Origin of the sequence: Klebsiella sp. 141198 (assembly GCF_050600785.1) — a bacterium.
Lineage (GTDB): Bacteria > Pseudomonadota > Gammaproteobacteria > Enterobacterales > Enterobacteriaceae > Klebsiella > Klebsiella aerogenes.
The window spans coordinates 1002466-1027388 of record NZ_JAQIRM010000001.1; the positions used below are offsets into that span (position 1 = coordinate 1002466).

General features: G+C 54.5%; 21 protein-coding genes. 10 read left to right on the plus strand and 11 right to left on the minus strand.

The window, feature by feature from the left end; genetic code table 11:
* Window positions 1-10: 10 nt before the first annotated feature.
* Genes astB through PGR10_RS04860 form a run of 4 tightly spaced genes read right to left on the minus strand, consistent with a single transcriptional unit; the run spans window position 11 to window position 5078 of the window.
* Window positions 11-1351, minus strand: coding sequence for an N-succinylarginine dihydrolase (gene astB / locus PGR10_RS04845; protein ID WP_271032644.1), 1341 nt, complete (start codon window positions 1349-1351; stop codon window positions 11-13).
* 23 nt (window positions 1352-1374) lie between these two features.
* Complete coding sequence (gene astD, locus PGR10_RS04850; protein ID WP_271032645.1) at window positions 1375-2841, minus strand: succinylglutamate-semialdehyde dehydrogenase; 1467 nt, start codon at window positions 2839-2841, stop codon at window positions 1375-1377.
* Entirely contained in the window at window positions 2832-3854 is a 1023-nt protein-coding gene (astA, locus tag PGR10_RS04855; RefSeq protein ID WP_430923112.1) for an arginine N-succinyltransferase, read from the minus strand. The genes astD and astA overlap by 10 nt, the downstream gene beginning before the upstream one ends.
* Before the next feature lie 18 nt (window positions 3855-3872).
* Window positions 3873-5078, minus strand: a complete 1206-nt coding sequence (locus PGR10_RS04860) for a bifunctional succinylornithine transaminase/acetylornithine transaminase (RefSeq protein ID WP_430923047.1) — start codon at window positions 5076-5078, stop codon at window positions 3873-3875.
* A 531-nt stretch (window positions 5079-5609) separates the two neighbouring features.
* Here PGR10_RS04860 and PGR10_RS04865 point away from each other — a divergent pair.
* The 6 genes from PGR10_RS04865 (at window position 5610) to PGR10_RS04890 (ending at window position 12316) form a co-directional block, all read left to right on the plus strand.
* Window positions 5610-6884 (plus strand): Glu/Leu/Phe/Val family dehydrogenase, encoded by a 1275-nt coding sequence (locus PGR10_RS04865; protein ID WP_015366353.1) that lies wholly within the window; start codon window positions 5610-5612, stop codon window positions 6882-6884.
* A gap of 184 nt (window positions 6885-7068) precedes the next feature.
* A complete protein-coding gene (locus PGR10_RS04870; RefSeq protein WP_015366352.1) occupies window positions 7069-7500 on the plus strand; it encodes a MarR family winged helix-turn-helix transcriptional regulator in 432 nt (143 codons plus the stop codon).
* Entirely contained in the window at window positions 7500-9152 is a 1653-nt protein-coding gene (locus tag PGR10_RS04875; RefSeq protein ID WP_213316191.1) for an MFS transporter, read from the plus strand. The genes PGR10_RS04870 and PGR10_RS04875 overlap by 1 nt, the downstream gene beginning before the upstream one ends.
* Window positions 9153-9179: 27 nt before the next feature.
* Window positions 9180-10265 (plus strand): HlyD family secretion protein, encoded by a 1086-nt coding sequence (locus PGR10_RS04880; RefSeq protein WP_015705600.1) that lies wholly within the window; start codon window positions 9180-9182, stop codon window positions 10263-10265.
* Window positions 10262-11641 (plus strand): efflux transporter outer membrane subunit, encoded by a 1380-nt coding sequence (locus tag PGR10_RS04885; protein ID WP_430923048.1) that lies wholly within the window; start codon window positions 10262-10264, stop codon window positions 11639-11641. The genes PGR10_RS04880 and PGR10_RS04885 overlap by 4 nt, the downstream gene beginning before the upstream one ends.
* A 15-nt stretch (window positions 11642-11656) precedes the next feature.
* On the plus strand, window positions 11657-12316 hold the full coding sequence (locus tag PGR10_RS04890; RefSeq protein ID WP_430923049.1) for an O-methyltransferase: 660 nt from the start codon (window positions 11657-11659) through the stop codon (window positions 12314-12316).
* 47 nt (window positions 12317-12363) lie between these two features.
* Here the strand turns inward: PGR10_RS04890 and hrpA are convergent, their stop codons facing one another.
* Window positions 12364-16266 (minus strand): ATP-dependent RNA helicase HrpA, encoded by a 3903-nt coding sequence (gene hrpA, locus PGR10_RS04895; protein WP_213316195.1) that lies wholly within the window; start codon window positions 16264-16266, stop codon window positions 12364-12366.
* Window positions 16267-16467: 201 nt separating this feature from the next.
* On the opposite strand from hrpA, the gene azoR reads away from it, so the two are divergent.
* A complete protein-coding gene (gene azoR / locus PGR10_RS04900) occupies window positions 16468-17073 on the plus strand; it encodes an FMN-dependent NADH-azoreductase (RefSeq protein WP_049052730.1) in 606 nt (201 codons plus the stop codon).
* Window positions 17074-17120: 47 nt separating this feature from the next.
* Here azoR and PGR10_RS04905 read toward each other — a convergent pair whose 3' ends face one another.
* Genes PGR10_RS04905 through PGR10_RS04930 form a run of 6 tightly spaced genes read right to left on the minus strand, consistent with a single transcriptional unit; the run spans window position 17121 to window position 21648 of the window.
* Complete coding sequence (locus tag PGR10_RS04905; RefSeq protein ID WP_087859478.1) at window positions 17121-17696, minus strand: TerD family protein; 576 nt, start codon at window positions 17694-17696, stop codon at window positions 17121-17123.
* A 57-nt stretch (window positions 17697-17753) separates the two neighbouring features.
* The gene (locus tag PGR10_RS04910; protein ID WP_047067806.1) at window positions 17754-18332 is read right to left on the minus strand and encodes a TerD family protein; all 579 of its coding nucleotides are present in this window, start codon (window positions 18330-18332) and stop codon (window positions 17754-17756) included.
* A gap of 46 nt (window positions 18333-18378) precedes the next feature.
* Complete coding sequence (locus PGR10_RS04915; RefSeq protein WP_430923050.1) at window positions 18379-19419, minus strand: TerC/Alx family metal homeostasis membrane protein; 1041 nt, start codon at window positions 19417-19419, stop codon at window positions 18379-18381.
* Window positions 19420-19441: 22 nt separating this feature from the next.
* Window positions 19442-19897, minus strand: coding sequence for a tellurite resistance TerB family protein (locus tag PGR10_RS04920; protein ID WP_087859475.1), 456 nt, complete (start codon window positions 19895-19897; stop codon window positions 19442-19444).
* Window positions 19898-19918: 21 nt separating this feature from the next.
* Window positions 19919-21058, minus strand: coding sequence for a TerD family protein (locus tag PGR10_RS04925; protein ID WP_430923052.1), 1140 nt, complete (start codon window positions 21056-21058; stop codon window positions 19919-19921).
* The gene (locus PGR10_RS04930; protein ID WP_213316197.1) at window positions 21058-21648 is read right to left on the minus strand and encodes a TerD family protein; all 591 of its coding nucleotides are present in this window, start codon (window positions 21646-21648) and stop codon (window positions 21058-21060) included. Before PGR10_RS04930 ends, PGR10_RS04925 begins: the two co-directional genes overlap by 1 nt.
* Before the next feature lie 286 nt (window positions 21649-21934).
* Between PGR10_RS04930 and PGR10_RS04935 the strand changes: the two genes are divergently transcribed.
* The 3 genes from PGR10_RS04935 to PGR10_RS04945 are packed head-to-tail and all read left to right on the plus strand — an operon-like array spanning window position 21935 to window position 24922.
* Window positions 21935-23020: an ATP-grasp domain-containing protein gene (locus PGR10_RS04935; RefSeq protein WP_430923053.1), complete on the plus strand. Its 1086-nt coding sequence runs from the start codon at window positions 21935-21937 to the stop codon at window positions 23018-23020.
* Window positions 23017-24156 carry a phosphoribosyltransferase domain-containing protein gene (locus PGR10_RS04940; RefSeq protein ID WP_430923054.1) on the plus strand — a complete coding sequence of 380 codons (1140 nt, stop codon included), beginning with the start codon at window positions 23017-23019 and terminating at the stop codon, window positions 24154-24156. Before PGR10_RS04935 ends, PGR10_RS04940 begins: the two co-directional genes overlap by 4 nt.
* Window positions 24149-24922 (plus strand): hypothetical protein, encoded by a 774-nt coding sequence (locus PGR10_RS04945; protein ID WP_113373232.1) that lies wholly within the window; start codon window positions 24149-24151, stop codon window positions 24920-24922. Before PGR10_RS04940 ends, PGR10_RS04945 begins: the two co-directional genes overlap by 8 nt.
* The last annotated feature ends 1 nt before the right edge of the window (window position 24923 follow it).

Here is a 24923-nt window from a genome sequence, read left to right on the forward strand (position 1 = left end):
TCCCGGCCCCTTATCGCTGGAAGTCATAAATCGCGCCCAGATGTAAAATCTGCGTCAGCTCGTCCAGCGCCTGATAAACCTCGCGCAGCAGCTGCGGGTCGGCGAGGTCGCTGGCATGCAGGCGATCGCGATAATGCTTTTCAACCCACGCGGTCAGTTGCTGGTAGCGTTCGTCATTCATCAGGCTGTGAGCGTTGACCGCCGCACGCTCAGCGTCATTAAGCACCACCCGCAGACGTAAACAGGCCGGGCCGCCGCCGTTGCGCATGCTTTCACGTAGATCGAATGCCGCCACTTCATCGATAGGCGATGCGCTATCGGCGGCGAGAGCAGAGAGATAACGCCAGACGTTTTCACGCTGACGGCACTCTTCCGGCACCACAATCAACATTTTGCCATCGGCTTTGCTGAGTAACTGGCTGTTGAACAGATAAGAGGCCACCGCGTCATCGAGGCTAACCAGCTCGTCAGGGACTTCAACGCTGGTGAATGGAATATTCAGACTGGCGTTGCTCTCCTTCAGCGTCGCCAGCACCTCCCGCTGCTGCAGGAAGGCGTGCTGATGATGGAACAGCACGTGGCGGTTGCTGACGGCGATAACATCATTGTGGAATACACCATGGTCGATAGCCTGCGGATTTTGCTGAGCGAATACGGTGTACTGCGGGTCGAGCTGATGCAGACGCGCCACCGCTTCGCTGGCCTCCAGCGTCTGGCGCGCGGGGTATTTAGCTGGCGCAATGCCGCCGCTGGCGCGCTTACCATAGACAAAAAACTGCACGCCCTGGCGGTCATAATCCCCACAGAAACGGTTATGGTTCGCCGCCCCTTCATCACCTAAATCGCCATGCTGCGGCAGCGCCGCGTGATGCGCGAAGTAGCGTTCATCGGCGAAGGTCGCCCTGAGGATGGCCGAGGTGATCGGTGCTTCCTGCATGCGGTGCAGCTTATTGTTGAGGTTCGCCACCGTAAAATGCACTTTTCCATCAGCGCTATCGGCCGACGGCGACACGGTGGCGGCGTTGGCGGTCCACATCGAGGAAGCGGAGCTAAAGGCCGACAATAGCTGCGGGGCCTCTTTAGCTGCACGCTGGATCACCTGCTCATCGCTGCCCTGAAAACCAATGCTGCGCAGCATCGTCATATTTGGCCGCGGCTGCGGCGGCAGAATGCCCTGTACAAAGCCACGATCGGCCAGGGTCTTCATCTTATAAAGTCCCTGCAGCGCCGCCTTCTTCGGGTTAGATAAACCGTCGCGGTTGTTTTGTGACGCTTCGTTGCCTACCGACAACCCGGCGTAGTGGTGCGTTGGCCCCACCAGACCGTCAAAATTCGCTTCAAATCCAGACATAGTGTCCTCACAAAAAACGGTTATCAGAATGGCAGACCTGGCGACGTCGTCGCAGGCAGCGTCAGCGTTTCGCTGACCAGAGAAGCCATCGGCCAGGCGCAATAATCGGCGGCATACCACGCCGAAGCGCGATGGTTGCCGGAGGCGCCGACACCGCCGAAAGGCGCTTTACTGGAGGCCCCGGTGAGCGGTTTGTTCCAGTTAACGATCCCGGCGCGCGCTTCGTCGGCCAGCTTGTCGAACAGCGCCGGATCGGCGGAAATAAGCCCCACCGCCAGGCCGTAGCGAGTATTATTGGCAATCGCGATCGCCTCATCGAACCGGTCGTAACGAATCACGGTGAGCAGCGGGCCGAAGTACTCTTCATCCGGCACCGCGATCCCGGTGACGTCGATAATTCCCGGCGTTAACACGGTAGAGTGAGGATCCGGCTGACTCATGCGCAGCAGCACTTTGCCGCCCAGCGCTTCCAGCTTCGCCTGCGCCGCCAGCATGCCCTGCGCGGCGGTTTGCGAAATCACCCCGCCCATAAACGGCTGCGGTTCGGCGTTCCATTTACCGGCGCGAATCTGCCGGCTGGCATCAATCAGTTGTTCAACAAGCGCATCGCCCTGTTCACCGCGCGGTACCAGTAAACGACGCGCGCAGGTGCAGCGCTGCCCGGCGGAGATAAAGGCCGATTGAATAATCACGTTGAGCGCCGCAACGCTATCGACAACGTCGGCCACGATCAGCGAATTATTGCCGCCCATCTCCAGCGCCAACATTTTCTCCGGCTGACCGCCGAGGTAACGGTGGAAGTGGAAGCCAGCGGCGGCGCTACCGGTAAACAGCACCCCGTCGATATCGCGGTTTTCCAGCAGCGCCTGGCCGGTATCTTTCGCCCCCTGCACCAGGTTTAGCACCCCATCCGGGATCCCGGCCTGCTGCCATAGCTGAACGGTGAGTTCCGCGGTTGCGGGCGTCAATTCGCTCGGTTTAAATACCACGGTGTTACCGGCGATCAGCGCCGGGATAATATGGCCGTTCGGCAGATGCCCCGGGAAGTTGTAAGGGCCAAACACCGCCATCACGCCGTGCGGCTTATGGCGCAGCAGCGCTTTGCCGTCCGGCATAGCGGACTCGCGATAACCGGTACGTTCGGCGTAGGCATCAATGGAAATCCCGGCTTTGCCGATCATCGCTTGTACTTCAGTAAGGGTTTCCCACAGCGGCTTGCTGGTTTCACGGGAAATTAACGTCGCCAGCGCCTCTTTATTCTCTTCCAGCAGCGCAGCGAACCGCTGAACCACGGCAATGCGTTCGCTTAATGGACGACGCGACCAGCCATAAAACGCCTCGCGCGCGGCGGCGCAGGCGGCCTGCACGTCGGCTGCGCCCGCACTTTGCGACTGCCATAAAACGGACTGGTCTTCCGGCGCCAGCTTAGTTAACGGCGCGCCTGCGCCCTGCTGCCACTTACCTGCTATAAACTGTGCGTTTACCGCCATGATCTGTTTTCCTCTGGGTTGAGTGTCACCGCGTGAACCCGGTCGGTGGCATTGACCTGCAGGGCGTCCAGCGCCTGCTGATCGAGCGCTCCCGGCGTCTCTTGCGCGATGAGCACCGCGCGGAAATTATCAAACTGTCCGTTGGCGACGATGGTTGGCGTCGCCTGCGGCGTCATCAGCTGCAGCGCCGGCAGCGAATAGCTCTCTCTGATGGCGCGAATATTATCGGTTTCAGCTTCCAGTACCGGGCCGGCATCGAAGATGTCGACGGACCCGCGCCAGCTAAACCCCTCTTTTTCGAGAATAGCCCGCGCCGGCGCGGTGTTGGCATGAACCTGGCCTATCACTTCGCGGGCATCATCCGGCAGCAGCGAGATGTAAATCGGGTAGGCCGGCATCAGTTCGGCGATAAAGGTTTTCATTCCTGTACCGGTGAGGCGATCGGCATCGGCGAAAGGAATGTCGAAAAAGTGGTGCCCCAACGCATCCCAGAACGGTGAATTCCCCTGCTCGTCGCTGCGCCCGCGCAGCTCGGCAAACAGATGCGACGAAAACCACTCGCGGAACGCGGCAATAAAGACAAACCGCGCTTTGGAGAGCAACAGGCCATTGCGGTTCTTCTGGTACTCAGGGTCAAGAAATAGGGTACAGAGTTCGCTGTGACCGGTATGGTCGTAGCTTAAATTGAGCAATTCCTGATGCTTATAAACCCCAAGCTCTTTGGATGCCCGTACCGTCTTCTGAATACGAAAATTGTAGAACGGTTCGTCGAGCCCCACCGCGACCTCAATGGCGCTAACGCCGACAACCCGGCTCAGTTCGGTATCTTCCAGAACAAACAGAAACCCCTGTTCGCCACGCGTCAGCTTGCCGGCAAAGGTTTCTACGCTGCGTTTAATCCGTGCGGCAAGGCGCACGGCATCATTCGGCAGCGATGTCATTCCCACGCCCGCCCGGGAGGCAAGGCGAACAATATCATCGAGGTCGTTTTCCCGTACGGGACGAAATAACATCATAGGCCGTCTCCCGGATTAGCTGATTAAGCGGGCGACGGCGCGCTCAAGGCGCATGAAGGCTTCATCAATATCCGCCAGGGGAATATTGAGCGCAGGGGCGAAACGCAGGACGTCCGGCCCGGCTATCAGCGCGATCAGTCCCTCTTCCGCCGCCAGATTGGTCAGCGCCTTGGCTTTTCCTCGCAGATGACTTGCCAGTTCGGCGCCAATTAGCAGCCCCATCCCGCGTACGGCGCTGAAGACATCATATTTAGCGTTCAGCGCATTGAGTTTATCGACAATAAGGGTATGGCGTTCGCCCACGCCCGCCAGCAGCGCGCTATCCATTTGCGCCAGCACGCTATTAGCGACGGTCGCCGCCAGCGGGTTGCCGCCGAAAGTCGTGCCGTGGGTACCCGGCTGGAACACTTGCGCCCAGGCCTCTTTCGCCAGCATCGCGCCAATTGGGAAGCCGCCGCCCAGCCCTTTTGCGCTGGTGAGAATATCCGGAACTACGTTGTAGTGCTGGTAAGCATACAGTTGGCCGGTACGCCCGGCGCCGGTCTGCACTTCATCAAAAATCAGCGTTGCTTCATGCTCGTCGCACAGCTCGCGCAGTGCCTGCAGGAACGGCGGATCCGCCGGCATGACGCCGCCTTCGCCGATAATCGGCTCGACGATGACTGCGCAGGTGCGGGAAGAGAACGCTGCTTTCACCGCGTCGATGTCGTTATACGGCAGATGGGTGATGTTCTGCGGCAATGGCGCATAGTCACTGGAGTATTTCGGCTGCCCCCCTACGGTCACGGTAAACAGAGTGCGGCCATGGAAGGAGTTCTTAAAGGCGATGATTTCGCTCTTGTCGGCGCCGAATTTGTCGTGTGCATACTTGCGCGCCAGCTTCAGCGCGGCTTCATTGGCTTCAGCACCAGAATTACAGAAGAAGATTTTATCGGCGAAGGTCGACTCCACCAGGGTTTTCGCCAGCTGCAGCACCGGTTCGTTGGTATAGCCGTTGCCGATGTGCCACAGCTTATCCAGCTGCGCTTTCAGCGCCGCGGCCAGGGCCGGATTAGCGTGACCCAGCGCGTTAACCGCAATGCCGCCAGCCACGTCAATGTACTCTTTACCCTGCTGGTCCCAGACGCGGGAGCCCGCCGCTTTCACCGGGATAAACGGCGCGGGAGCGAAACACGGAACCATATAAGCATCAAAATCTTCGCGAGTGATACTGCCTGACATAACAATTCTCCGGAACGAGGATCGGCGGCATAAATTGGCCAATCGTGAATAGTCGAATTTAACAATTTCCCTTTAGCCGTTTTCAGGGCGCACACGTCCCGCTGCGATGACAAATATTTTCACCACAACTGAAATAAGCCATTTTATTTGTATGGGTATATGTTAATTCACGGTTAATACCTTGTGTATTGCGTGAGCTAATGCTGGGCCCTGACACGCAACAAAGTCAATACAACCTCGAATCATTTTATTCACTTTTAGAGGATCATCAAGATAATGAAAAATATGAAAAAATTATTTCCATATTCACTTATCTGCATAAAATATGCATATTGATGCATGACATGCAGGCGCCTGGCCGTGCTTATTTATTCAAATGCAACCCCAAAAAACTAACAAAAATGTAAAATTCGGAATAGCCGTCAAATACTGGTTTATAAAATTGGTGATAACATTCATCACACAGATTTTACTGCTGTACCTATTCCACGGTTTTACACGACACAAATAACATTGAGATACAGGACTCTTATGGAAAAGTTATCTTACGCATCTGAAAGTAGTACATCTCCATGGACCACTTACCTGCGCCAGATCGACCGCGTCGCGCCGTATCTGGGCGACCTCGCCTACTGGGTGGAAACTCTGCGTCACCCGAAACGCGCGCTGATCGTTGATATTCCGGTGCAGATGGATGATGGCACCATCCGCCATTTCGAAGGCTATCGCGTACAGCACAATCTATCGCGTGGACCGGGTAAAGGTGGTGTTCGCTACCATCCGGATGTCGATCTTAACGAGGTAATGGCGCTTTCTGCCTGGATGACCATTAAGTGCGCCGCGGTCAATATTCCTTACGGCGGGGCTAAAGGCGGCATCCGCGTCGACCCGTTCTCACTGTCTGAAGGCGAGCTGGAACGTCTGACTCGACGCTATACCAGCGAAATCGGCATTATCATTGGGCCACAGAAAGATATCCCGGCGCCGGACGTTGGCACCAACGGTAAAGTGATGGCGTGGATGATGGACACCTACTCCATGAATCACGGCACCACTATCACCGGCGTGGTTACCGGTAAGCCGATTCATCTCGGCGGTTCGCTGGGTCGTGAAAAAGCCACCGGCCGCGGCGTCTTCGTCACCGGTCGTGAAGTGGCTCGTCGTAACGGTATCGAAATCGAAGGCGCGAAAGTCGCGCTGCAAGGTTTTGGTAACGTTGGCAGCGAAGCCGCTCGTCTGTTCGCAGACGTTGGCGCGCGTATTGTCGTTATCCAGGATCACACCGCGACCCTGTTCAACGAAGGCGGTATCGACATGCAGGCGCTGACCGCATGGCAGGCCGAGAACAAGAAGATTGCTGGTTTCCCAGGTGCGCGTGAAATCGCCAAAGAAGATTTCTGGACCACCGAGATGGATATCCTGATCCCGGCGGCGCTGGAAGGCCAAATCACCCGTGAGCGCGCGGAAAAAATCAGCTGTAAGCTGATCCTCGAAGGCGCCAACGGCCCAACCTACCCGGACGCCGACGACGTGCTGGCCGACCGCGGGGTGATCGTGGTTCCGGACGTTATCTGTAACGCCGGCGGCGTGACCGTCAGCTACTTCGAATGGGTACAGGACATGGCGAGCTTCTTCTGGAGTGAAGAAGAGATCAACGCCAAGATGGACCGTATCATGACCGATGCTATCGTTCACGTCTGCGATAAAGCCGCCGAGAAAGCGTGTTCTCTGCGTACCGCGGCCTACATCGTCGCCTGTGAGCGCATCCTGCTGGCGCGTAAAGATCGCGGCATCTACCCGGGCTAATGTCCGGTTAATCCAGATACTAAACCCGGGTTCGCCCGGGTTTTTTTATTTTTTCTCCACGTGCCAGCCGGCCTTTTCCACAAAAAACGCACATTGCGTTAACCTATTTTTATCTTCGTGACTTGAAATCGGTAAATCGCCGCGCCTAAAATCATTAGAGCTCTAATGAATTTGTAGGCGGAACATGGATAACCGACAGCTTAACTTTTCCCATCTCTTATACTTAACCGCGCATCACTGGCGGCTGGCGGTTAACCGGCGGTTGAAAAATCTTGGCATGAGCCAGGCGTCATGGGTGGCGGTGTCAGCCATTGCCCGCAACGAGCAGCCCCTATCGCAAAGCGAACTGGCGCAGGAACTCGGTGTCGAAAGCGCCACCATCGTCCCGCTCATTAACCGCCTGGTCGAACTTGAACTGGTGGAGCGCGTTAAGCCTGACAGCGATAAACGTAAGCGTCTGTTGGTCGCCACCGCAAAAGGGATGGCGCTTTTCCATCAGGTAAAAGCGGTCGCCGACGACCTGCGCGAGGAGATCCTCACCGCCATCACTCCGGAAGAGCGTGAGCAAACCCACCGGGTACTGGAAAAGCTGCTGCACGAGGTGGAAAAGAAATAATGCCTCGTCGCGATGCTAATCCCTATGTGCCCCACGACTGGGCGCCGCATGAAAAACCGGCGATGCTCGGTTCACCGTCGACGCCCATCCACAGTACGCCAAAACGTGTCGCTTACGGCATCGTCGGATTGCTGGTATGCCTGACCGGCGCGCTGGGTAATGCCGTCGTTACCGCCAACCTGCAGCTGCTGCAGGGCACTTTTGCCGCCTGGTCGACGGAAATTGCGTGGCTGCCGGCGGTCTACGTCATGACTAACGTCTCCATCAACCTGCTGCTGGTGAAATTTCGCCAGCAGTTTGGCCTGCGCGCCTTTACTGAAGGCTTCCTGGTACTGTATGTACTGGTCACTTTCTTCCACCTGTTCGTCAACGACCTCAGCTCGGCGATGATGGTGCGTGCGGCGCACGGCATGGTGGCAGCGGCGTTAAGTTCACTGGGAATTTACTATCAGGTGCAGGCCTGGCCGGCGCGCCACCGTCTGAAGGCGTTGACCATTGGGATCACCGGATCGTCGCTGGCGATCCCGTTGGCGCGTCTGTTCTCGACTGAATTACTGCAGATTGACGAATGGCGTGGTCTCTACTTCTTTGAGCTCGGGCTGGCGCTGGTGTCGCTCGCCTGCGTCATTGCGCTTAAACTGCCGCCCAGCGACCGCAAAAAAGTGTTTGAGAAGAAGGACTTTATTACCTTCTTCCTGCTGGCGCCCGGTATGGCTTTGGTCTGCGCGGTGCTGTCGCTGGGCCGTCTGGACTGGTGGTTTGAGGCACCGTGGCTTGGCTGGTCGCTGGCGGGTGCGGTGGTGCTGATCGTTTCGGCTATCGCCTTCGAGCATAATCGCACTAACCCGCTGCTTAACACCAAATGGCTTTCCAGCGGCAGTATCATTCGTCTCGGGCTGATTATGCTGCTGATACGCATCGTGCTGGCGGAACAGAACACCGGAGTCATCGGCTGGCTGCAGTACGTCGGCTTGCAAAACGAGCAGATGACCAATCTGGCATGGTCTATTTTCGCCGGTATCGTCTGCGGTATCGTCGCCAGTTGCCTGACGCTTAACCCGCAGCGCCTCTACTGGCCCACCGCGACCGCGCTGGCGTTGATCATGATTGCGTCATTGCTTGATAGCCAGTCCACTGCCCTGACCCGTCCGGAACAGTTGATGTTCAGCCAGTTTTTACTTGGCTTCGGCAGTGCCTTCTTCCTCGCGCCGGCCATGCTGGCGGGAATTGGCGGGGTGATTGCCGACCAGCGGAATCTGGTCAGCTTCTCGGTTCTGTTTGGCATGAGCCAAAATATCGGCGGCCTGCTCGGCTCAGCTATCCTCGGTACTTTTCAGACCTGGCGCGAAAAATTTCATTCCAGCCAGTTGGCCGATCAGATAACCACGCTAAACCCGCTGATCGTCGAGCGACTGCAGCAGTATAGTCAGATGTACCAAAGCCAGATTGGCGACAGCACGCTATTGAACGTGCAGGCTACCACGCTGCTGCAAAACGCCTCGACGCTACAGGCCAATATTCTCGCCTACAATGACACTTATCTCCTGACGGCGGCGATCTCTGCCGCAACGCTGGTGTGGATTTTCTGGCGCTTAATCAGATTGCGAATCACCGCCCGTATCGCGTTAAAACGCGCAACCGGCAACAAATAATAAGATAATTTTTACTCTGGAGTGGTTATGAGTCAGCAGGACGCGGCCAGGCAACAGGCCAATACCCGAAACAACATCCGCGTGGTGTCTATTTTTACCGCCGCGGCGATCGGCATCGTCGGCGTATTGGTTATTCTTTACGCCTGGCAGTTGCCCCCTTTCACCCGGCATAGTCAGTTTACCGATAACGCTTACGTGCGCGGTCAGACGACGTTTATCAGTCCGCAGGTTAACGGGTATATCACCGCGGTGAACGTCAAAGATTTCGATACCGTTCAGCCGGGACAGGTGCTGTTCCAGATTGACGATCGCATCTATAAACAGCGGGTGCACCAGGCGCAGGCAACGTTGGCGATGAAACAGGCGGCGCTGAAAAACAATCAGCAGCAGCGGAAAAGCGCCGAAGCGACCATCGTCAAAAACGAGGCCGCCTTGCAAAACGCCCGCGCGCAGAATCAGAAAACCCAAGCCGATTTAAAACGCGTACAGGAACTCACCGCGGACGGTTCGTTATCCATTCGCGAACGCGACTCTGCGCGGGCCAGCGCGGCTCAAGGCGCAGCCGATATCGAACAGGCGAAAGCCACACTGGAGATGTCGCGCCAGGATCTGCAGTCCACTATCGTCAATCGCGATTCGCTGGAGGCCGATGTGGCCAGCGCCAAAGCGGCGTTGGAGCTTGCCGAAATCGACCTGCAGAATACGCGGATTATCGCCCCGACGGCCGGGCAACTGGGGCAGATCTCCGTACGCCTCGGCGCCTATGTCAGCGCCGGTACGCATTTGACCTCGCTGGTACCGCCTCAGCACTGGGTTATCGCCAACCTGAAAGAGACACAGCTCGCCGAGGTGCGCGTCGGCCAGCCGGTCACCTTCTCGGTCGATGCGTTGAACAGCGAAACCTTCCACGGCAAAGTACAAAGTATTTCGCCAGCGACCGGCGTCGAATTCAGCGCGATCTCGCCGGATAACGCGACCGGCAACTTTGTCAAAATCGCCCAGCGGATCCCTGTCCGTATCGCGGTCGATGAGGGGCAGAAAAACAGCTATCGTCTGCGTCCGGGGATGTCGGTGCAGGTGACGATTGATACCCGCGCGGAGAATAAACAATGATCCGCCCGTTAACCCTTGCCGTGGCGCTGGCGCTGGTCGGTTGTCAGTCTGCCGATGTACCACGTGCGGAGCCCACGCTGGCGATCCCGGCCGCCTGGCGTGCCGATGTGGGTCCTTCCAGCCCGGTGGAAGGCGTGTGGTGGCGCAATTTTCACGATAGCGCGCTTAATCAGTATGTCGATCGGGCGTTGCGCTACAACAGCGACGTCCTGATCGCCCGCGAGCGGGTTAACGAGTATCAGGCGCGCGCGTACGCTGCTGATAGCAGCTTATTCCCCTCGCTTGATGCCAGCCTGACCGGTACCCGCGCTCGCGCACAGTCCGCCGCGACCGGTCTGCCCATCCACAGCACGCTGTACAAAGGGGGCCTGACCGCCAGCTATGACGTCGATATTTGGGGGGCCAACCGCAGCGCCGCCAGCGCAGCCGAAGCCAGCCTTGAAGCGCAGAAAGCCGCTGCCGCTGCCGCTAATCTGACCGTGGCGACATCGGTCGCCGTCGGCTACGTCACCTTGTTGTCATTAGACGAGCAGTTGCGGGTCACCCGCCAAACGCTGAAATCGCGAGAAGATGCGTGGAATCTGGCTAAACGGCAGTATGAAACCGGCTATACCTCGCGCCTGGAGCTCATGCAGGCGGATTCCGAACTGCGCTCGACGCGGGCGCAGATCCCGCCATTGCAGCATCAAATCGCGCAACAAGAGAACGCCCTGAGCGTTCTGTTGGGCGACAATCCCGGTGCGGTAAAACGTAACGAGTTCGCACAACTTAGCCCGCTACGCCTGCCCTCACAGTTACCCTCGACGCTAATGAGCCGCCGTCCGGACATTGTGCAGGCTCAACGCCAACTGGTGGCCGCTGATGCCACCCTCGCGTCGTCGCAGGCGCAGTTGCTGCCTTCCATCAACCTGACCGCCACTGGCAGCCTGCAGGACAGAACGCTGCCGGATCTGCTCGACAACCCGCTGCGGTTATGGAGCCTTGGCGGCAGTATTCTGGCGCCGTTACTCAACCGTCAGGCGCTAAATGCGCAGGTTGATGTCTCGATGGCCCAGCGCAATCAGGCGCTATACGGATATGAGAAAACCGTACGCGGCGCGTTCAAAGAGGTGAACGATAGCCTGGATGCCATCAGCCGCTACGGCGAACAGTTAAGCGAGCTCCAGGAGCAGGAATCGGTCGCCGCAGAAACGTTGCGTATCGCGCAGAACCGCTATCGTAACGGCTACTCTTCCTATCTGGACGTGTTGGATGCGCAACGTACGTTGTTCTCCACTCAGTTGAGCGTGGTACAGGTGAAAAATAATCTTCTACTGGCACAGATTGATTTGTACCGGGCGCTGGGAGGCGGCTGGTCTGACTCATCAGCGAGCTAAAACGGGAAATGTTATATGCAACAACAGTGGACGGCAGTAGACAAATATCTGGTTGAAACGTTAATCCCCGGCGATCCTGTACTCAATCGGGTGCTGGAAAATAATCATCGTGCCGGGCTACCGGCGCACGATGTCGCCGCCAATCAGGGGCAGTTTCTCGCCCTGCTGGTACGGCTTACCCAGGCTAAGCGGATACTGGAGATCGGCACCCTCGGCGGCTATAGCACCATCTGGATGGCGCGCGAGCTTCCTGCCGACGGCCAACTACTCACGCTGGAGGCCGACGCGCATCATGCCCAGGTGGCGCGCGAGAATCTGCAGCTGGCGGGCGTTGGCCAGCGGGTCACGCTGCGGGAGGGGCCGGCGCTACAGTCTCTGGAGGCGCTTGGCGAATGTCCCGCTTTCGACCTGATCTTCATCGATGCCGATAAGCCGAATAATCCCCATTATCTACGCTGGGCGCTACGTTATTCCCGCCCAGGAACCTTAATTATTGGCGATAACGTGGTACGCGACGGTGAAGTGGTCAACCCACAGAGCGCCGACGAGCGCGTTCAGGGCGTGCGTCAATTCATTGAGATGATGGGCGCCGAGCCACGGTTGACGGTAACGGCGCTGCAGACCGTGGGCACTAAAGGCTGGGACGGCTTTACTCTGGCGTGGGTAAACGCTTAAGCGAGTAGCCCCGGTAAGCGCAGCGCCACCGGGGACAACCAGCCAGGTTACGGCGTAATTTGCTCCATTGCCTGCAACACGCGTTTGTCCGAGATGGGATACGGGGTACCCAACTGCTGAGCAAAGAAGCTGACGCGCAGCTCTTCGATCATCCAGCGGATCTCCTGTACGTCGTCGTCATCGCGGCGATTCGGCGGCAGCTTATTCAACCACTGCTGCCACGACTGTTGCACGCTCTCGACTTTTAGCATCTGCGCGCGGTCACGATGCGGGTCGATTGCCAGCTTCTCAAGACGCTTTTCAATTGCCTGCAGATAACGCAGCGTATCGCCGAGGCGGCGGAAACCGTTGCCGGTAACAAAGCCACGATAAACCAGACCCGCCATCTGCGCTTTAATATCCGACAGCCCCAGGGCCATCGTCATATCTACCCGCCCTTTCAGACGCTTATTGATGTTAAACACCGCCGTCAGGATCTGCTCGACCTGCTTTGCGATATCGACCACCGTGTCGTTCAGTTCGGCGCGCACTTTATCGTGCAGTTTACTAAAGCCCTCTTCGGTCCACACCGGGCCGCCGGCTTCATCGATAAGCTTGTCAACACCACAGGAGATGCAGTCGTCAATCAAATCCAGCACCTTGCCATAAGGGTTGAAATAGAGTCCCAGTTTGGCTTTGTTGGGCAGTTTCTCGTGCAGATATTTAATCGGCGATGGAATATTAAGCAACAGCAAACGGCGTAGACCACGCCACATCGCCTGCTGCTGTTCCTGTGGATTATCAAACAGTTTGATGGCGACGCTGTCACGCTCGTCCACCAGCGCCGGCCAGGCTTTAACTTTATAGTTGCCGCGCTTCTGTTCGTAACTCTCCGCCAGGGTGCCGAAACTCCAGATATGCAGCCCGCTCTGTTCAATACCATCATCGGCCACCGCCGAGAGCGTCTCCTGAACTTTACCTTTAAGCGCATCCTTCAACGCCTGCAGAGAGCGTCCTTCCTGCAGTTTCTTATTTTTGTCATCCACCACCCGGAAAGTGATTTTCAGGTGATCGGGCACCTGATCCCACTGCCAGGATTCGCGGTCGATGGTCACGCCGGTCATTTTACGCAACTCACGCTCCAGCGAATCCAGCAGAGGCAACGCCAGCGGCGTCGCGCGGCCTAAAAACGCCTCGGCATAATTAGGCGCTGGGACGAAATTACGCCGAACGGGTTTCGGCAACGATTTGATTAACGCGATGACCAGCTCGCGACGCAGGCCGGGGATCTGCCATTCAAATCCGGCTTCCTCTACCTGGTTGAGCAACGGCAGCGGAATATGAACCGTTACGCCATCGGCATCCGCACCGGGTTCAAACTGATAGCTAAGACGCAGTTTAAGATTGCCCTGATGCCAGAAATTCGGGTAGTCCAGTTTACTGACCTGCTCCGCCCCCTCTTTAATCAGCATGCTCTTTTCAAAATTGAGCAAGTCTGGCGTTTCGCGGCTGGCCTGCTTCCACCACTTATCAAAGTGGCGAGCGGAGATGACATCGTGGCTAATGCGCTGGTCGTAAAACTCGAACATGGTCTCGTCATCCACCAGGATGTCGCGACGGCGCGACTTATGCTCCAGCTCTTCGATTTCAGCGCGCAGCTTCAGGTTATCGCGGAAGAAAGCATGCCGCGTCTGCCAGTCGCCCTCTACCAGCGCGTGGCGGATGAACAGCTCACGACACAGCGCCGGGTCAATCTGGCTATAGTTGACCTTACGCGCGGCGACGATTGGCAGACCGTAGACGGTGACCTTTTCTGTCGCCATGACCGCGCCCTGCGACCGCTCCCAGTGCGGTTCACTATATGAACGTTTAATCAGATGCTGGGCCACCGGCTCGACCCACTCCGGCTCAATGCGGGCGGCAATGCGCCCCCACAGGCGGCTGGTCTCCACCAGTTCCGCAACCATAGTCCACTTCGGCGGCTTCTTGAATAGACCAGAGCCGGGGAAGATAGAGAACCGGGCATTACGGGCGCCGGTATACTCCTGTTTATCGGAGTCCTTCATCCCGATATGCGACAACAAACCGGTCAGCAGCGCGGTATGAATTTCACGGTACTCCGCTGGCTCGCTGTTGATCGGCAGGCCGAGTTCTTTCACGACCTGGCGCAGTTGGGTGTAAATATCCTGCCATTCACGCACGCGTAAATAGTTGAGGAAATCCACCCGGCACTGGCGGCGGAACTGATTCGAGGAGAGCGCCTTTTGCTGTTCGCCGAGATAGTTCCACAAATTGACAAACGCAAGGAAATCAGACTCTTTATCGTGGAAGCGACGATGCTTTTCATCAGACGCCTGCTGCTTGTCCATGGGGCGCTCGCGCGGATCCTGAATCGACAGCGCGGAAGTGATGATCATCGCTTCACGCACGCAGCCATGTTTCTGCGCTTCCAGCACCATCCGCGCCAGACGCGGATCCACCGGTAGCTGGCTAAGCTGGCGGCCCAGTGGGGTTAGCTTATAAGCCGTTGCCTGCTCATCGGTAGTGATGGCGCCGAGCTCTTCTAACAGACGCACGCCATCCTGGATGTTGCGCTTATCCGGCGCTTCGACAAACGGAAACGCGGCGATATCGCCCAGCCCCAGAGCGGTCATTTGCAGAATGACCGAGGCCAGGTTGGTACGCAGAATTTCCGGGTCGGTAAATTCCGGCCGCGACAGGAAATCGTCTTCCGAGTAAAGACGGATACAGATACCTTCTGACACACGTCCGCAGCGGCCTTTACGCTGATTAGCAGAGGCCTGTGATACCGGCTCGATAGGCAGGCGCTGCACTTTTGTACGGTAGCTATAGCGACTGATGCGCGCGGTACCCGGATCGATAACGTATTTGATACCCGGAACCGTTAGCGAGGTTTCAGCAACGTTGGTTGCCAGGACAATACGCCGCCCGCTATGGGACTGGAAGACCCGGTTTTGCTCACTGTTTGATAAACGAGCATACAGCGGCAGCACTTCGGTATGACGCAGATTGAGCTTATTCAACGCATCTGCGGTATCGCGGATTTCCCGCTCGCCGCTCATAAAGATCAGGATATCGCCGGGGCTTTCGCGCCCCAGTTCATCGACGGCATCAAAAATCGCCTGGAGCTGATCGCGTTCGGTATCGTCCGCCTCTTCAACAATCGGACGATAACGTACTTCAACCGGGTAAGTCCGCCCGGAAACTTCGATAATCGGCGCATGATTAAAATGGCGCGAGAAACGTTCCGGGTCGATGGTTGCGGAGGTTATGATGATTTTCAGGTCCGGGCGGCGCGGCAGGAGCTCTTTCAGATAGCCCAGCAGAAAATCAATGTTCAGACTGCGCTCGTGCGCCTCATCAATAATGATGGTGTCATACTGCATCAGCAGGCGATCCTGCTGGATTTCCGCCAGCAGGATACCGTCGGTCATCAGCTTAACCATGGTGTTTTCGCTGACGTGGTCACTAAAGCGCACTTTATAACCAATACAGCCGCCCGGCTCGCTCTGCAGCTCTTCAGCAATACGGTTAGCGACGGTTCGCGCCGCCAGTCGCCGCGGCTGGGTGTGGCCAATCAGGCCTTTCAGGCCGCGCCCCAGCTCCATGCAAATTTTGGGTAACTGAGTAGTTTTGCCAGAACCGGTCTCCCCGGCGACGATCACCACCTGGTGGTCGCGCACCGCTTCGAGAATTTCTTGTTTTTTCTGGCTAACCGGCAGGTTTTCCGGATAGGTAATTGCCGGACGCGCGGCTTCGCGTAGCAGGACTTTCCCAGCGGCCTGTTCTATCTCCTGCGCCATCTCGTGGAGAATGGCCTGCTGGGCATCAGGATTTTTAACCTTCTTTGCGCCATGCAGGCGGCGGCTGTAGCGCGATTTATCGCGCAGCATCAGGCCATCGAGCCGTTCATAGAGCTGCGAGAAAGTGATTTTTTGTTGTTCTGTCATAGCGTTATCGGGCAGTGCTCTGCCGGAAAAATCTCTCATGAAATATTGCTGTAGATTACCACATCTGTAGAATTCATGCCTTGTTCAAAAAAATTGAACATAGAATTCGATATATTGCGCTATCTCTGCGGCATGATTGTGAATACAGTGTCATCAAGCACCAGGGCATTGACCCGTCAATCACATTAAAAGGAAACACCCATGAGCAAAGTATTAGTTCTGAAGTCCAGTATTCTTGCAGGGTACTCGCAATCCGGCCAACTGTCCGACTATTTTGTTGAACAATGGCGCGAAAAACACGCAGGCGACGTTATCACCGTGCGCGATCTGGCGGCAAACCCGATTCCGGTACTGGATGGTGAACTGGTTGGCGCGCTGCGTCCGAGCGATGCGCAGTTGACTGCGCGTCAGCAGGAAGCGCTGGCACTCTCCGATGAGCTGATCGCTGAACTGAAAGCTAACGATGTGATTGTTATCGCTGCGCCGATGTACAACTTCAACATCCCGACTCAGCTGAAAAACTATTTTGACCTGGTTGCCCGCGCAGGCGTCACCTTCCGTTACACCGAGAAGGGGCCTGAAGGTCTGGTTACCGGCAAACGTGCGGTAGTGCTAACCAGCCGCGGTGGTATCCATAAAGATACGCCAACCGACCTGGTCACACCGTATCTGTCTACCTTCCTTGGCTTTATCGGCATCACCGACGTGAACTTCGTGTTTGCAGAGGGTATTGCTTATGGTCCAGAAGTTGCGGCCAAAGCGCAGTCCGATGCCAAAGCGGCGATCGACAGCGTGGTTGCAGCCTGATAAAACAAACCTCCCGCACCAGCGGGAGGTTTTATTCTTGCCAAGAATTAAACGCTAACGCCATGCGCGGAAGCTAACGCCGCCAGACCGCCAGCGAATCCCTGACCTACCGCTTTAAATTTCCATTCAGCACCGTGACGATACAGTTCGCCAAAGATCATCGCCGTTTCCGTTGATGCATCTTCCGACAGATCAAAACGCGCGATTTCTTCACCATTGTCGTGGTTATACACGCGCATATAGCTATTCTGTACCATACCGAAGTTCTGCTTACGGGCTTCGGCGTCGTAGATGGTTACCGAGAAAACCAGTTTTTTCACCTCTGCGGCAACCTGGGAAAGCGTGATTTTGACCTGTTCATCATCGCCGTCTCCTTCACCGGTACGGTTATCACCCTGGTGCTCAACACCGCCGCAAGGGCTCTTCTTGTTATTAAAGAAGATGAAATTCGCATCCGAGAGCACCTTGCCATCCTCGCCAACCATAAAGACCGACGCGTCAAGGTCGAAGCCCTGCCCGTCAGTGACCCGAGCATCCCAACCTAACCCCACCATCGCGATATTCATCGACGGCGCTTCTTTAGTGAGTGATACGTTACCACCCTTAACCAGGGAAACAGCCATTTAAACCTCCTGTTATAAATCTACCGTATTGCCCGATTCGCAATCAGGCAGCTCGAATCACGATGCGTTGATTCCATACTGGGCACAGACGCTGGACAAGCCGCCTGCGTATCCCTGACCGACGGCACGGAACTTCCACTCGCCGTTATGGCGATAAAGTTCGCCGAAAAGCATCGCCGTTTCGCTGGAAGCGTCTTCGGTCAAATCATAGCGGGCTACTTCATGCTGCGAATCGTTGTTGACCAAACGAATAAAAGCGCCAGAAACCTGACCGAAGCTTTGGCGACGCATTTGCGCGTCGTGAATGGTCACCACAAAGATAATTTTCGCGACATTAGCGGGGATCATATCCAGTTTGACGATCAGCGATTCATCATCGCCGTCCCCTTCCCCGGTACGGTTGTCACCGGTATGAGTGACCGAGCCATCAGCCGATTTTAAGTTGTTGTAGAAGATGAAGTCGCTGTCGCTGCGCACCTTTCCTGTGTCGGATAACAGGAAGGCGGAAGCGTCAAGGTCAAAATCCTGGCCGTCGGTGGTACGAACATCCCACCCTAATCCAACCAGCACGTTTTTCATTGACGGATCGCTTTTGCTAAGAGAAACGTTACCGCCTTTTGATAGTGATACGCTCATATTAAATCCTTTTTAAAGTGAACATGAATAAGGACAGTGCAAAGAATTAACTACCTCCCGGCTGTTCCTCGTTTTTTTCCTGAAATACAAAACTAGCGACAATCCCAAGAATAAGCACCACCAGAACGACATATAGACTGGCGGTAGCCGAAATACTATAGCCATGGTGCCAGAGATGGTCGGTGGCATTCAGACCAAGTTTAAAGGCAATAAAGAAAAGTAATACGATGACCGCTTTTTCAAGATGCACTAAATAATGTTTAAGCGCCTCCAGTACGAAATAAAGCGTACGTAGGCCAAGAATGGCAAACATCATCGCGCTATAGACAATCAGCGGCTCCTGGCTTATTGCTATAATGGCCGGTACGGAATCAAAAGCGAACATCACATCAGACAGTTCAACGACCGCCACGCATAACATCAGCGGCGTTGCATATAGCGCGACGCGTTTACCAGCGCTAATAATGAGATCTTTATTCTCCGGCTTCGCCCGTTCACGGTCGACCTCTTTAGCGGTAAGTAAAAAAGCATGTCCCACCAATTTTGGCCAGATGGGGAACACACGTTTTACCAGTCGGTAAGCGATATGCTGCGAATAGTCTTCTATTTCATCGCTCTCCTCCCCGCTTTTTAACATCATGACGGCAGTCCATAGCACAATTAAGGCAAAGACTATTTCAACATACGGACCCAGTGCTAATAGACCTGTGCCGATGGCGACAAAAATAGCGCGGAAAATAATCGCGCCAATCACCCCCCAGTACAGGACGCGGTGGCGATAACGTTCCGGGATACCAAACCAGGAGAAGATCGCCATCATAACGAAAAGATTATCGACCGAAAGCACCTTTTCTAAGGCGTAACCAGTAACAAACAAACTGGCTACTTCCGCGCCGTGGTGCACCAGCAGAAATCCGGCAAAAACCATTGCCACCGCAACCCAAAATAGTGACCATAGTGCCGCGCTTTTCAGCGATATCACGCTATCGTTACGATGCATCACGAGGTCGATAACGATAGCCCCGATGGCGAGAATAATAAAAACGCTCACCGTTTCAATGGGAAAACCTAAATGCGTGGTGACCATGAAATACCTTTAAATGCTGGGGTTAAAGACCAAACTCTTCAGCGTTAAAACCAAGCGCGGCGATTATCTCTCTGGTTGCCGCCTGTTCATCCGGGTCGAAATGGCCATCGCTTTTGCCCACCGCAATGCCTACTCGCACGGCCAGTTGTGCTGCTTCTGGCTGATCTTTTAAAGCCAGAATATATTTCATGGTTTCGCCTTTGCCGATTTCCATATCGAAATCGAAGCTGGATACCAATTTATTAAAAAAGTCGATCACTTCGTTGGTATCAAAAACTTTCATTTCCTCCGACGAACGAAGAAAGCCCATCATTTTCTGTTTTTCTTCGGCGCTAACACCATCGCTGGAAACGGCAATGCGAGCACATACCGCAACCGTTCCCTGCATGAATTTCTTATTTTTAAAACGCCCAACCTGTTTGACCAGTTCATCGCGGCTGGCGTTCAATGTCGATTTTACTTTATTAAATAATCCCATCGTTCCCTCACTTGGTTTTCTTTATTTAGAACCTGCTCGCCAGCGGAATCCCCAACCGAATGCGCGATCCATCTCTTTATGGCCGGTGAAATATTGATTTATACGCTCAACTTTTATGGCGCCGTTGTCATTGACTAAGCGAGCAATAGCGCACATTGTTCGACGATTATTGCCTTCGGTCAGTCGGGTTTCGATTGGCGGCTGGCCGGGGACATGTAGCGTAACTACGCCATCTGTTTTATCCCAGCTGGCAACGCCTTCATAAATAAAGGCGTAGATTAATATCTGCTGAATATTTTGCCATTCGCTGCCATTGATACAGATCCATTCGCCATCGTTAACAGCCCCCGTACGATCGTCACCCTGAAGCTGAATAAAGGGCGGTTGTTGATATCGCCCAAATGCATTACCCAATGCCTGAACTACGCTTAAATCGCCATTTTTTAATTCGACAAAAGCGCCAAGATCCAGATCAACGTTGCTGGCCCCTCCCCCTAATAATGAACCAAATAAGCCTGTGGCCGAGCTTTGGCGATGCCAATTCAGATTAACGCGTATCTCGCCATAGTCGTCTCGTTTAGCGAGGCTGATTGCCGGTTTCTCTTTAGTCAAAGTCACTTTGCTGAGGTTCACTTTCGCGGCTTCAGCAGCAGGAGGTGTAACTTCATCGGCAATATCAACACCATAGTATTCAGCGAGCGGTTTTAGTCCGCCCGTAAAACCCTGAGCGACAAAGCGAAACTTCCACTCGCCATTACGCCGGTAAAACTCGCCCAGAATCAGCGCGGCTTCATTTCGACCGTGAACATCGACCTGACAGTCAATCAGCGTATTGCCGTTATGCTCCACCGCGATCGTCAAATGGCCTAATTCACCGATAGTCCTGTTATTATCGCAGGTTGCGGTAAATGCCACCTTTTGGACGTCCGCCTGCAGCAGACCTAATGCAACCTGAAATACAGTAGCAGAATTATTAGCGCTAACCTGTATGGTATTATCATCATTCCGCGGCTGGCCGTAAAAACACATATCCGCATCGCCTCTTACTTTATTATTGGCATAGAGACGAAATGACGACACATCAACACCGCTTCCCGCGCTTATTTTGATACTAAGATTAGCTGCAGGAACCGCGCTATTTCCTCCGGGTAATAATTTCATTAGCGCACCACAATGCGTAATACGTCACTTTCCATATCTTCGATAGTGCGCCCCTGAGCAGCTTGACCATGGGCGGTAAAATCCCAACTGCCATTCTGACGGCTTAATGAAGCAATAATAATACCGGTATGAGAACCTTGCTCGGTTAGCTGGTAGCGGGCCAACTCCTGATTGTTTTGATCGAGCACGCGGCAATGGGCATTCTCAACTTCGTTAAAAGTTTGGCCGCGAAAACTATTGACGGTAAAAGCCAGATACTCCACATTAGCGGAAAGTTTTTCCAGATTGACGCGAATGACTTCATCATCACCCTCACCCTCTCCAGTTAAATTATCGCCGCTATGAACGACAGCGCCACAGCGAGATTTCAGCTGTCCAAACCAAATGGTATCCAGCACGTTGCCATTCTTATTCAATAGAATGCAGCTGGCATCAAGGTCGATAGAACCGGCGCCACCGGAGAACAATCCGCCGAATAACCCTTTTTTCTTCGCCTGCAGCGGATCCCAGCCTAAACCGAAAGTCAGCTGCGATAATGCCGGAGACGCTTTGCTTAATGAAATTGTCTGATTCTTAGTAAGTGAGACCATTTATTATTCCCTATAAAATATATTTAGCAAATCAATATGCATTAAAGACTCGAAAAAAATCATATCATGATAAAGAACTGAGACAAGGCAATTTATAAAATTAGGAAAAAGAAAAATACGCCACTGATAGCAATGCATTCCCAAAATCATTAAAAAATATAAAAATATTCACTGCACAAATACTCATTCCGAAAACAAAAAAGCACCTCATATTATGATTGACATGCCATTATAGCGAACCTAGACTCCAGTTAAATTTAACGCTGGACGCGTGGAAGTAATATTAATGGAAAGAAAAATATGGATTATGGAGGGGCTCGCCTCCCAACGCGATATCATTTTCGGCATTAATGATTTCACAATCAATAATAACAAACACCCAATAACCACCTACGCTTCACATAGTCAATCACGACATGAAATATTATCAACGGCACATTTTTCATTAAGTGAACCCATAGACATCAATTCAAGAATGTCATTTATTTCATCAATAACAAAGGAATATGGTATATCCGCCATTCAGGTTGGCAAAGCGTGCCGTTGGTACGAACAGCACCGACGCCAAATTGAAGCGCTAGGCGTGAGTCTCACCACGGGCGCAAGCCAGGTATTCACATTTGATATTGCCGATGACAAAGTCAGCTTTGCAAAAGCCATGCAAGCGTATGGGCTTCCCGTGGTGCCATCCATTCGAGTCACTGATACCAACACGCTGGAATATCTCCTCAAAGCGTCACCTTTTCCCGGTTGCCGTTTATGTGTGAAACCCGTGACCGGTATTTATGGCATGGGGTTTTGGCTATTTGATGAGCACGCGCTTTCTACAGATATTATTAACCACCCGGAACAACGACGTATTCAGCCGGAACAGTATCTTGCCGCCGTTAAGACCAGTGAGGTCTTTACTCCACTGACCCTCATGCCCTGGTTACCTGGGCCCGAATACTCTGTCGACATGCTGCTTAGTCACGGCAAAGTACTGACAGCCATTGGTAGACGAAAAGAAGGCGCGCTGCAGTATCTGGAAAATAGAGGGCCGGCGATAGAACTTGCCTGCGCCTGCGCCGAAGCACTGCACGCTGATGGCCTGGTTAACGTGCAGACCCGGAACGATACAGAAGGCAAACCACTTTTACTGGAAATAAATCTACGCCCTTCCGGTGGTATTGGTTATACCCGTCACAGCGGCGTTAATCTGCCCGGGTTGTTCGCCGCGCAGCGGCTGGATTTACTGACAGCGGATGACATCATACGGCGCGTAGCGCATCAGTTCACCCCTGCAACCATCAGAGTAATGACAGAGAGCAGGCGATACCCTCAGCAACTCAACAACGTTCTTGCGCCTTCGTACAATGCGGAGGTGAAATGATGAAACACGAAAACTGCTACCGCCGTCAGCTCTCAAGTGGCGAATTACGCGTGTTTCACCACGGCGAGGATAACGAACTTCATGCACTGTTTGACATCGCTGAACGGCGCAATCCTAAACGGGCATTTCTGTTTGTCAGTCAGGTGTTAGGTCGACATATCCCTGTTTCGCCGGCAACGATGCGCGCAGTTTACCAGCGACTTGCCGTTGGTTTCCCCGCCGACCTCGCCGACCTCGCCGGGCCGGTGTTGTTCGTCGGGATGGCTGAGACAGCCGTTGGCCTCGGCGCAGGCGTGTTTGACGAACTCCGCAAACGTGTTGACCAGGCAATCTATCTCACCTCTACGCGTCATCCGCAAGAGGCGGAACTGCTGTGCGAATTTAAAGAAGCGCATAGCCATGCCACGGACCATTTGATTTATCTCCCCGACGATCGAGAAATGCGCCGACGGGTGCTGGAAGCAAAAACTCTGGTGCTCATCGATGATGAAGCAACGACCGGTAATACCTTCATCAATCTTGTGTCCGCGTTGCACCCGCATCTGACACATTTGCAAAGGGTTGTCTCCGTGACCCTCACCGACTGGAGCGGCGATGCCTTCGCCAGGCGTTGTAACCTGCCTGTCAGCCAGGTCGCGTTAGTTAAAGGACGCTGGGAATGGTATCCACAGTCCAACGCTACGCCTCCTGAAATGCCTGCCGTCAATATTACCTCGCGTGGAGAGTATGCCCTTTCACGGCGCCAGACGTGGGGGCGCCTGGGAATGATACGTCCCGCCGCTGACCTAGGCGGCGAGATCGTCGCAGCCACAGGCGAAACTATCCTGGTACTAGGCAGCGGTGAGTTTGTCTGGGAACCATTTTTGCTAGCTGAGCGTCTTGAGCAGCAAGGGGCCAGCATTAAGTTCAGCGCCACTAGCCGCTCGCCGATTGCGCCCGGCATGGCCATCCAATCGCTGCTGTCATTTAACGATAATTACGGGCTGGGCATCCCAAACTTTGTCTACAACGTCGCCCACCAGCGTTTCGATCGCATTATTTTATGTATAGAGACCCCTACGAAAAGCGTTGATCCCCACCTGGTCCACGCGCTGGAGTCGCTTTGTTCGCGACTGGAGATTTTATCTTATGAATAAGCCAGTAGTATTTTCCGATCTCGACGATACGTTATTTCAGACCAGACGGAAAATGGTCAATGAACTCTCTGCGGCCCCCTTTCGTTGCGCCGCGCTGGACCGGGAAATGCGTCCACGCAGCTATATGAACGAAGAGCAGGCCATGCTCGTCGATTGGCTGCTGGAACATGCCGAACTGATCCCCGTCACCGCCAGAGGAAGCGAAGAGTTGGCGCGGGTGCAAATCGCGTTTGACTCATGGGCTATAACCACCCACGGCGCGGTCATCATCACGCCTGAAGGGCTAGCGGATGCTGAGTGGCAACAGCATATGTTGGCTAACCTGGCGCCGTATGCTGACAAACTGACAGCCATGCAACACGACATCACTACCCAGATGGCTATTCAAGGCGTCGACGGCTGGGCGCGCATCAACAAAGAGTATGACGAAGTGCCCGTTTACCTGGTGATGAAACATCGCGACAGCACCAGAATCGCCGAACTTTACGCCTTTGCCGACTGGCTGACGCAGCGCTTCACCCTGCAGGGCTTTTATCTTCACCGCAACGGTAATAATGTTGCCTGGATACCTGAACCTGTCGATAAAGGGTCGGCCGTCGCTTGGCTAGTAAATAAATTGCAGGCCCAGCGCGGCAAATTCCCGGTGCTCGGTTTTGGCGACAGCCTTAGCGATCATCGCTTTTTGCAACTTTGCCATTGGTTTGCCATCCCCAGGCAAAGCCAGTTTGCCGCAGCCATTAATCACCATATTTTCGCAGGTTCTTAAT

Bases quoted from the DNA above. Each gene is read 5' to 3' on its own strand.
- astB (WP_271032644.1), bottom strand. From the start codon at position 1,351: ATGTCTGGATTTGAAGCGAATTTTGACGGTCTGGTGGGGCCAACGCAC.
- PGR10_RS04915 (WP_430923050.1), bottom strand. From the start codon at position 19,419: ATGGTCACCACGCATTTAGGTTTTCCCATTGAAACGGTGAGCGTTTTT.
- PGR10_RS04945 (WP_113373232.1), top strand. From the start codon at position 24,149: ATGAATAAGCCAGTAGTATTTTCCGATCTCGACGATACGTTATTTCAG.
- PGR10_RS04940 (WP_430923054.1), top strand. From the start codon at position 23,017: ATGATGAAACACGAAAACTGCTACCGCCGTCAGCTCTCAAGTGGCGAA.
- PGR10_RS04935 (WP_430923053.1), top strand. From the start codon at position 21,935: ATGGAAAGAAAAATATGGATTATGGAGGGGCTCGCCTCCCAACGCGAT.
- PGR10_RS04920 (WP_087859475.1), bottom strand. From the start codon at position 19,897: ATGGGATTATTTAATAAAGTAAAATCGACATTGAACGCCAGCCGCGAT.
- astD (WP_271032645.1), bottom strand. From the start codon at position 2,841: ATGGCGGTAAACGCACAGTTTATAGCAGGTAAGTGGCAGCAGGGCGCA.
- PGR10_RS04925 (WP_430923052.1), bottom strand. From the start codon at position 21,058: ATGAAATTATTACCCGGAGGAAATAGCGCGGTTCCTGCAGCTAATCTT.
- PGR10_RS04890 (WP_430923049.1), top strand. From the start codon at position 11,657: ATGCAACAACAGTGGACGGCAGTAGACAAATATCTGGTTGAAACGTTA.
- PGR10_RS04885 (WP_430923048.1), top strand. From the start codon at position 10,262: ATGATCCGCCCGTTAACCCTTGCCGTGGCGCTGGCGCTGGTCGGTTGT.
- PGR10_RS04875 (WP_213316191.1), top strand. From the start codon at position 7,500: ATGCCTCGTCGCGATGCTAATCCCTATGTGCCCCACGACTGGGCGCCG.
- PGR10_RS04880 (WP_015705600.1), top strand. From the start codon at position 9,180: ATGAGTCAGCAGGACGCGGCCAGGCAACAGGCCAATACCCGAAACAAC.
- PGR10_RS04930 (WP_213316197.1), bottom strand. From the start codon at position 21,648: ATGGTCTCACTTACTAAGAATCAGACAATTTCATTAAGCAAAGCGTCT.
- astA (WP_430923112.1), bottom strand. From the start codon at position 3,854: ATGTTATTTCGTCCCGTACGGGAAAACGACCTCGATGATATTGTTCGC.
- PGR10_RS04865 (WP_015366353.1), top strand. From the start codon at position 5,610: ATGGAAAAGTTATCTTACGCATCTGAAAGTAGTACATCTCCATGGACC.
- hrpA (WP_213316195.1), bottom strand. From the start codon at position 16,266: ATGACAGAACAACAAAAAATCACTTTCTCGCAGCTCTATGAACGGCTC.
- azoR (WP_049052730.1), top strand. From the start codon at position 16,468: ATGAGCAAAGTATTAGTTCTGAAGTCCAGTATTCTTGCAGGGTACTCG.
- PGR10_RS04870 (WP_015366352.1), top strand. From the start codon at position 7,069: ATGGATAACCGACAGCTTAACTTTTCCCATCTCTTATACTTAACCGCG.
- PGR10_RS04860 (WP_430923047.1), bottom strand. From the start codon at position 5,078: ATGTCAGGCAGTATCACTCGCGAAGATTTTGATGCTTATATGGTTCCG.
- PGR10_RS04910 (WP_047067806.1), bottom strand. From the start codon at position 18,332: ATGAGCGTATCACTATCAAAAGGCGGTAACGTTTCTCTTAGCAAAAGC.
- PGR10_RS04905 (WP_087859478.1), bottom strand. From the start codon at position 17,696: ATGGCTGTTTCCCTGGTTAAGGGTGGTAACGTATCACTCACTAAAGAA.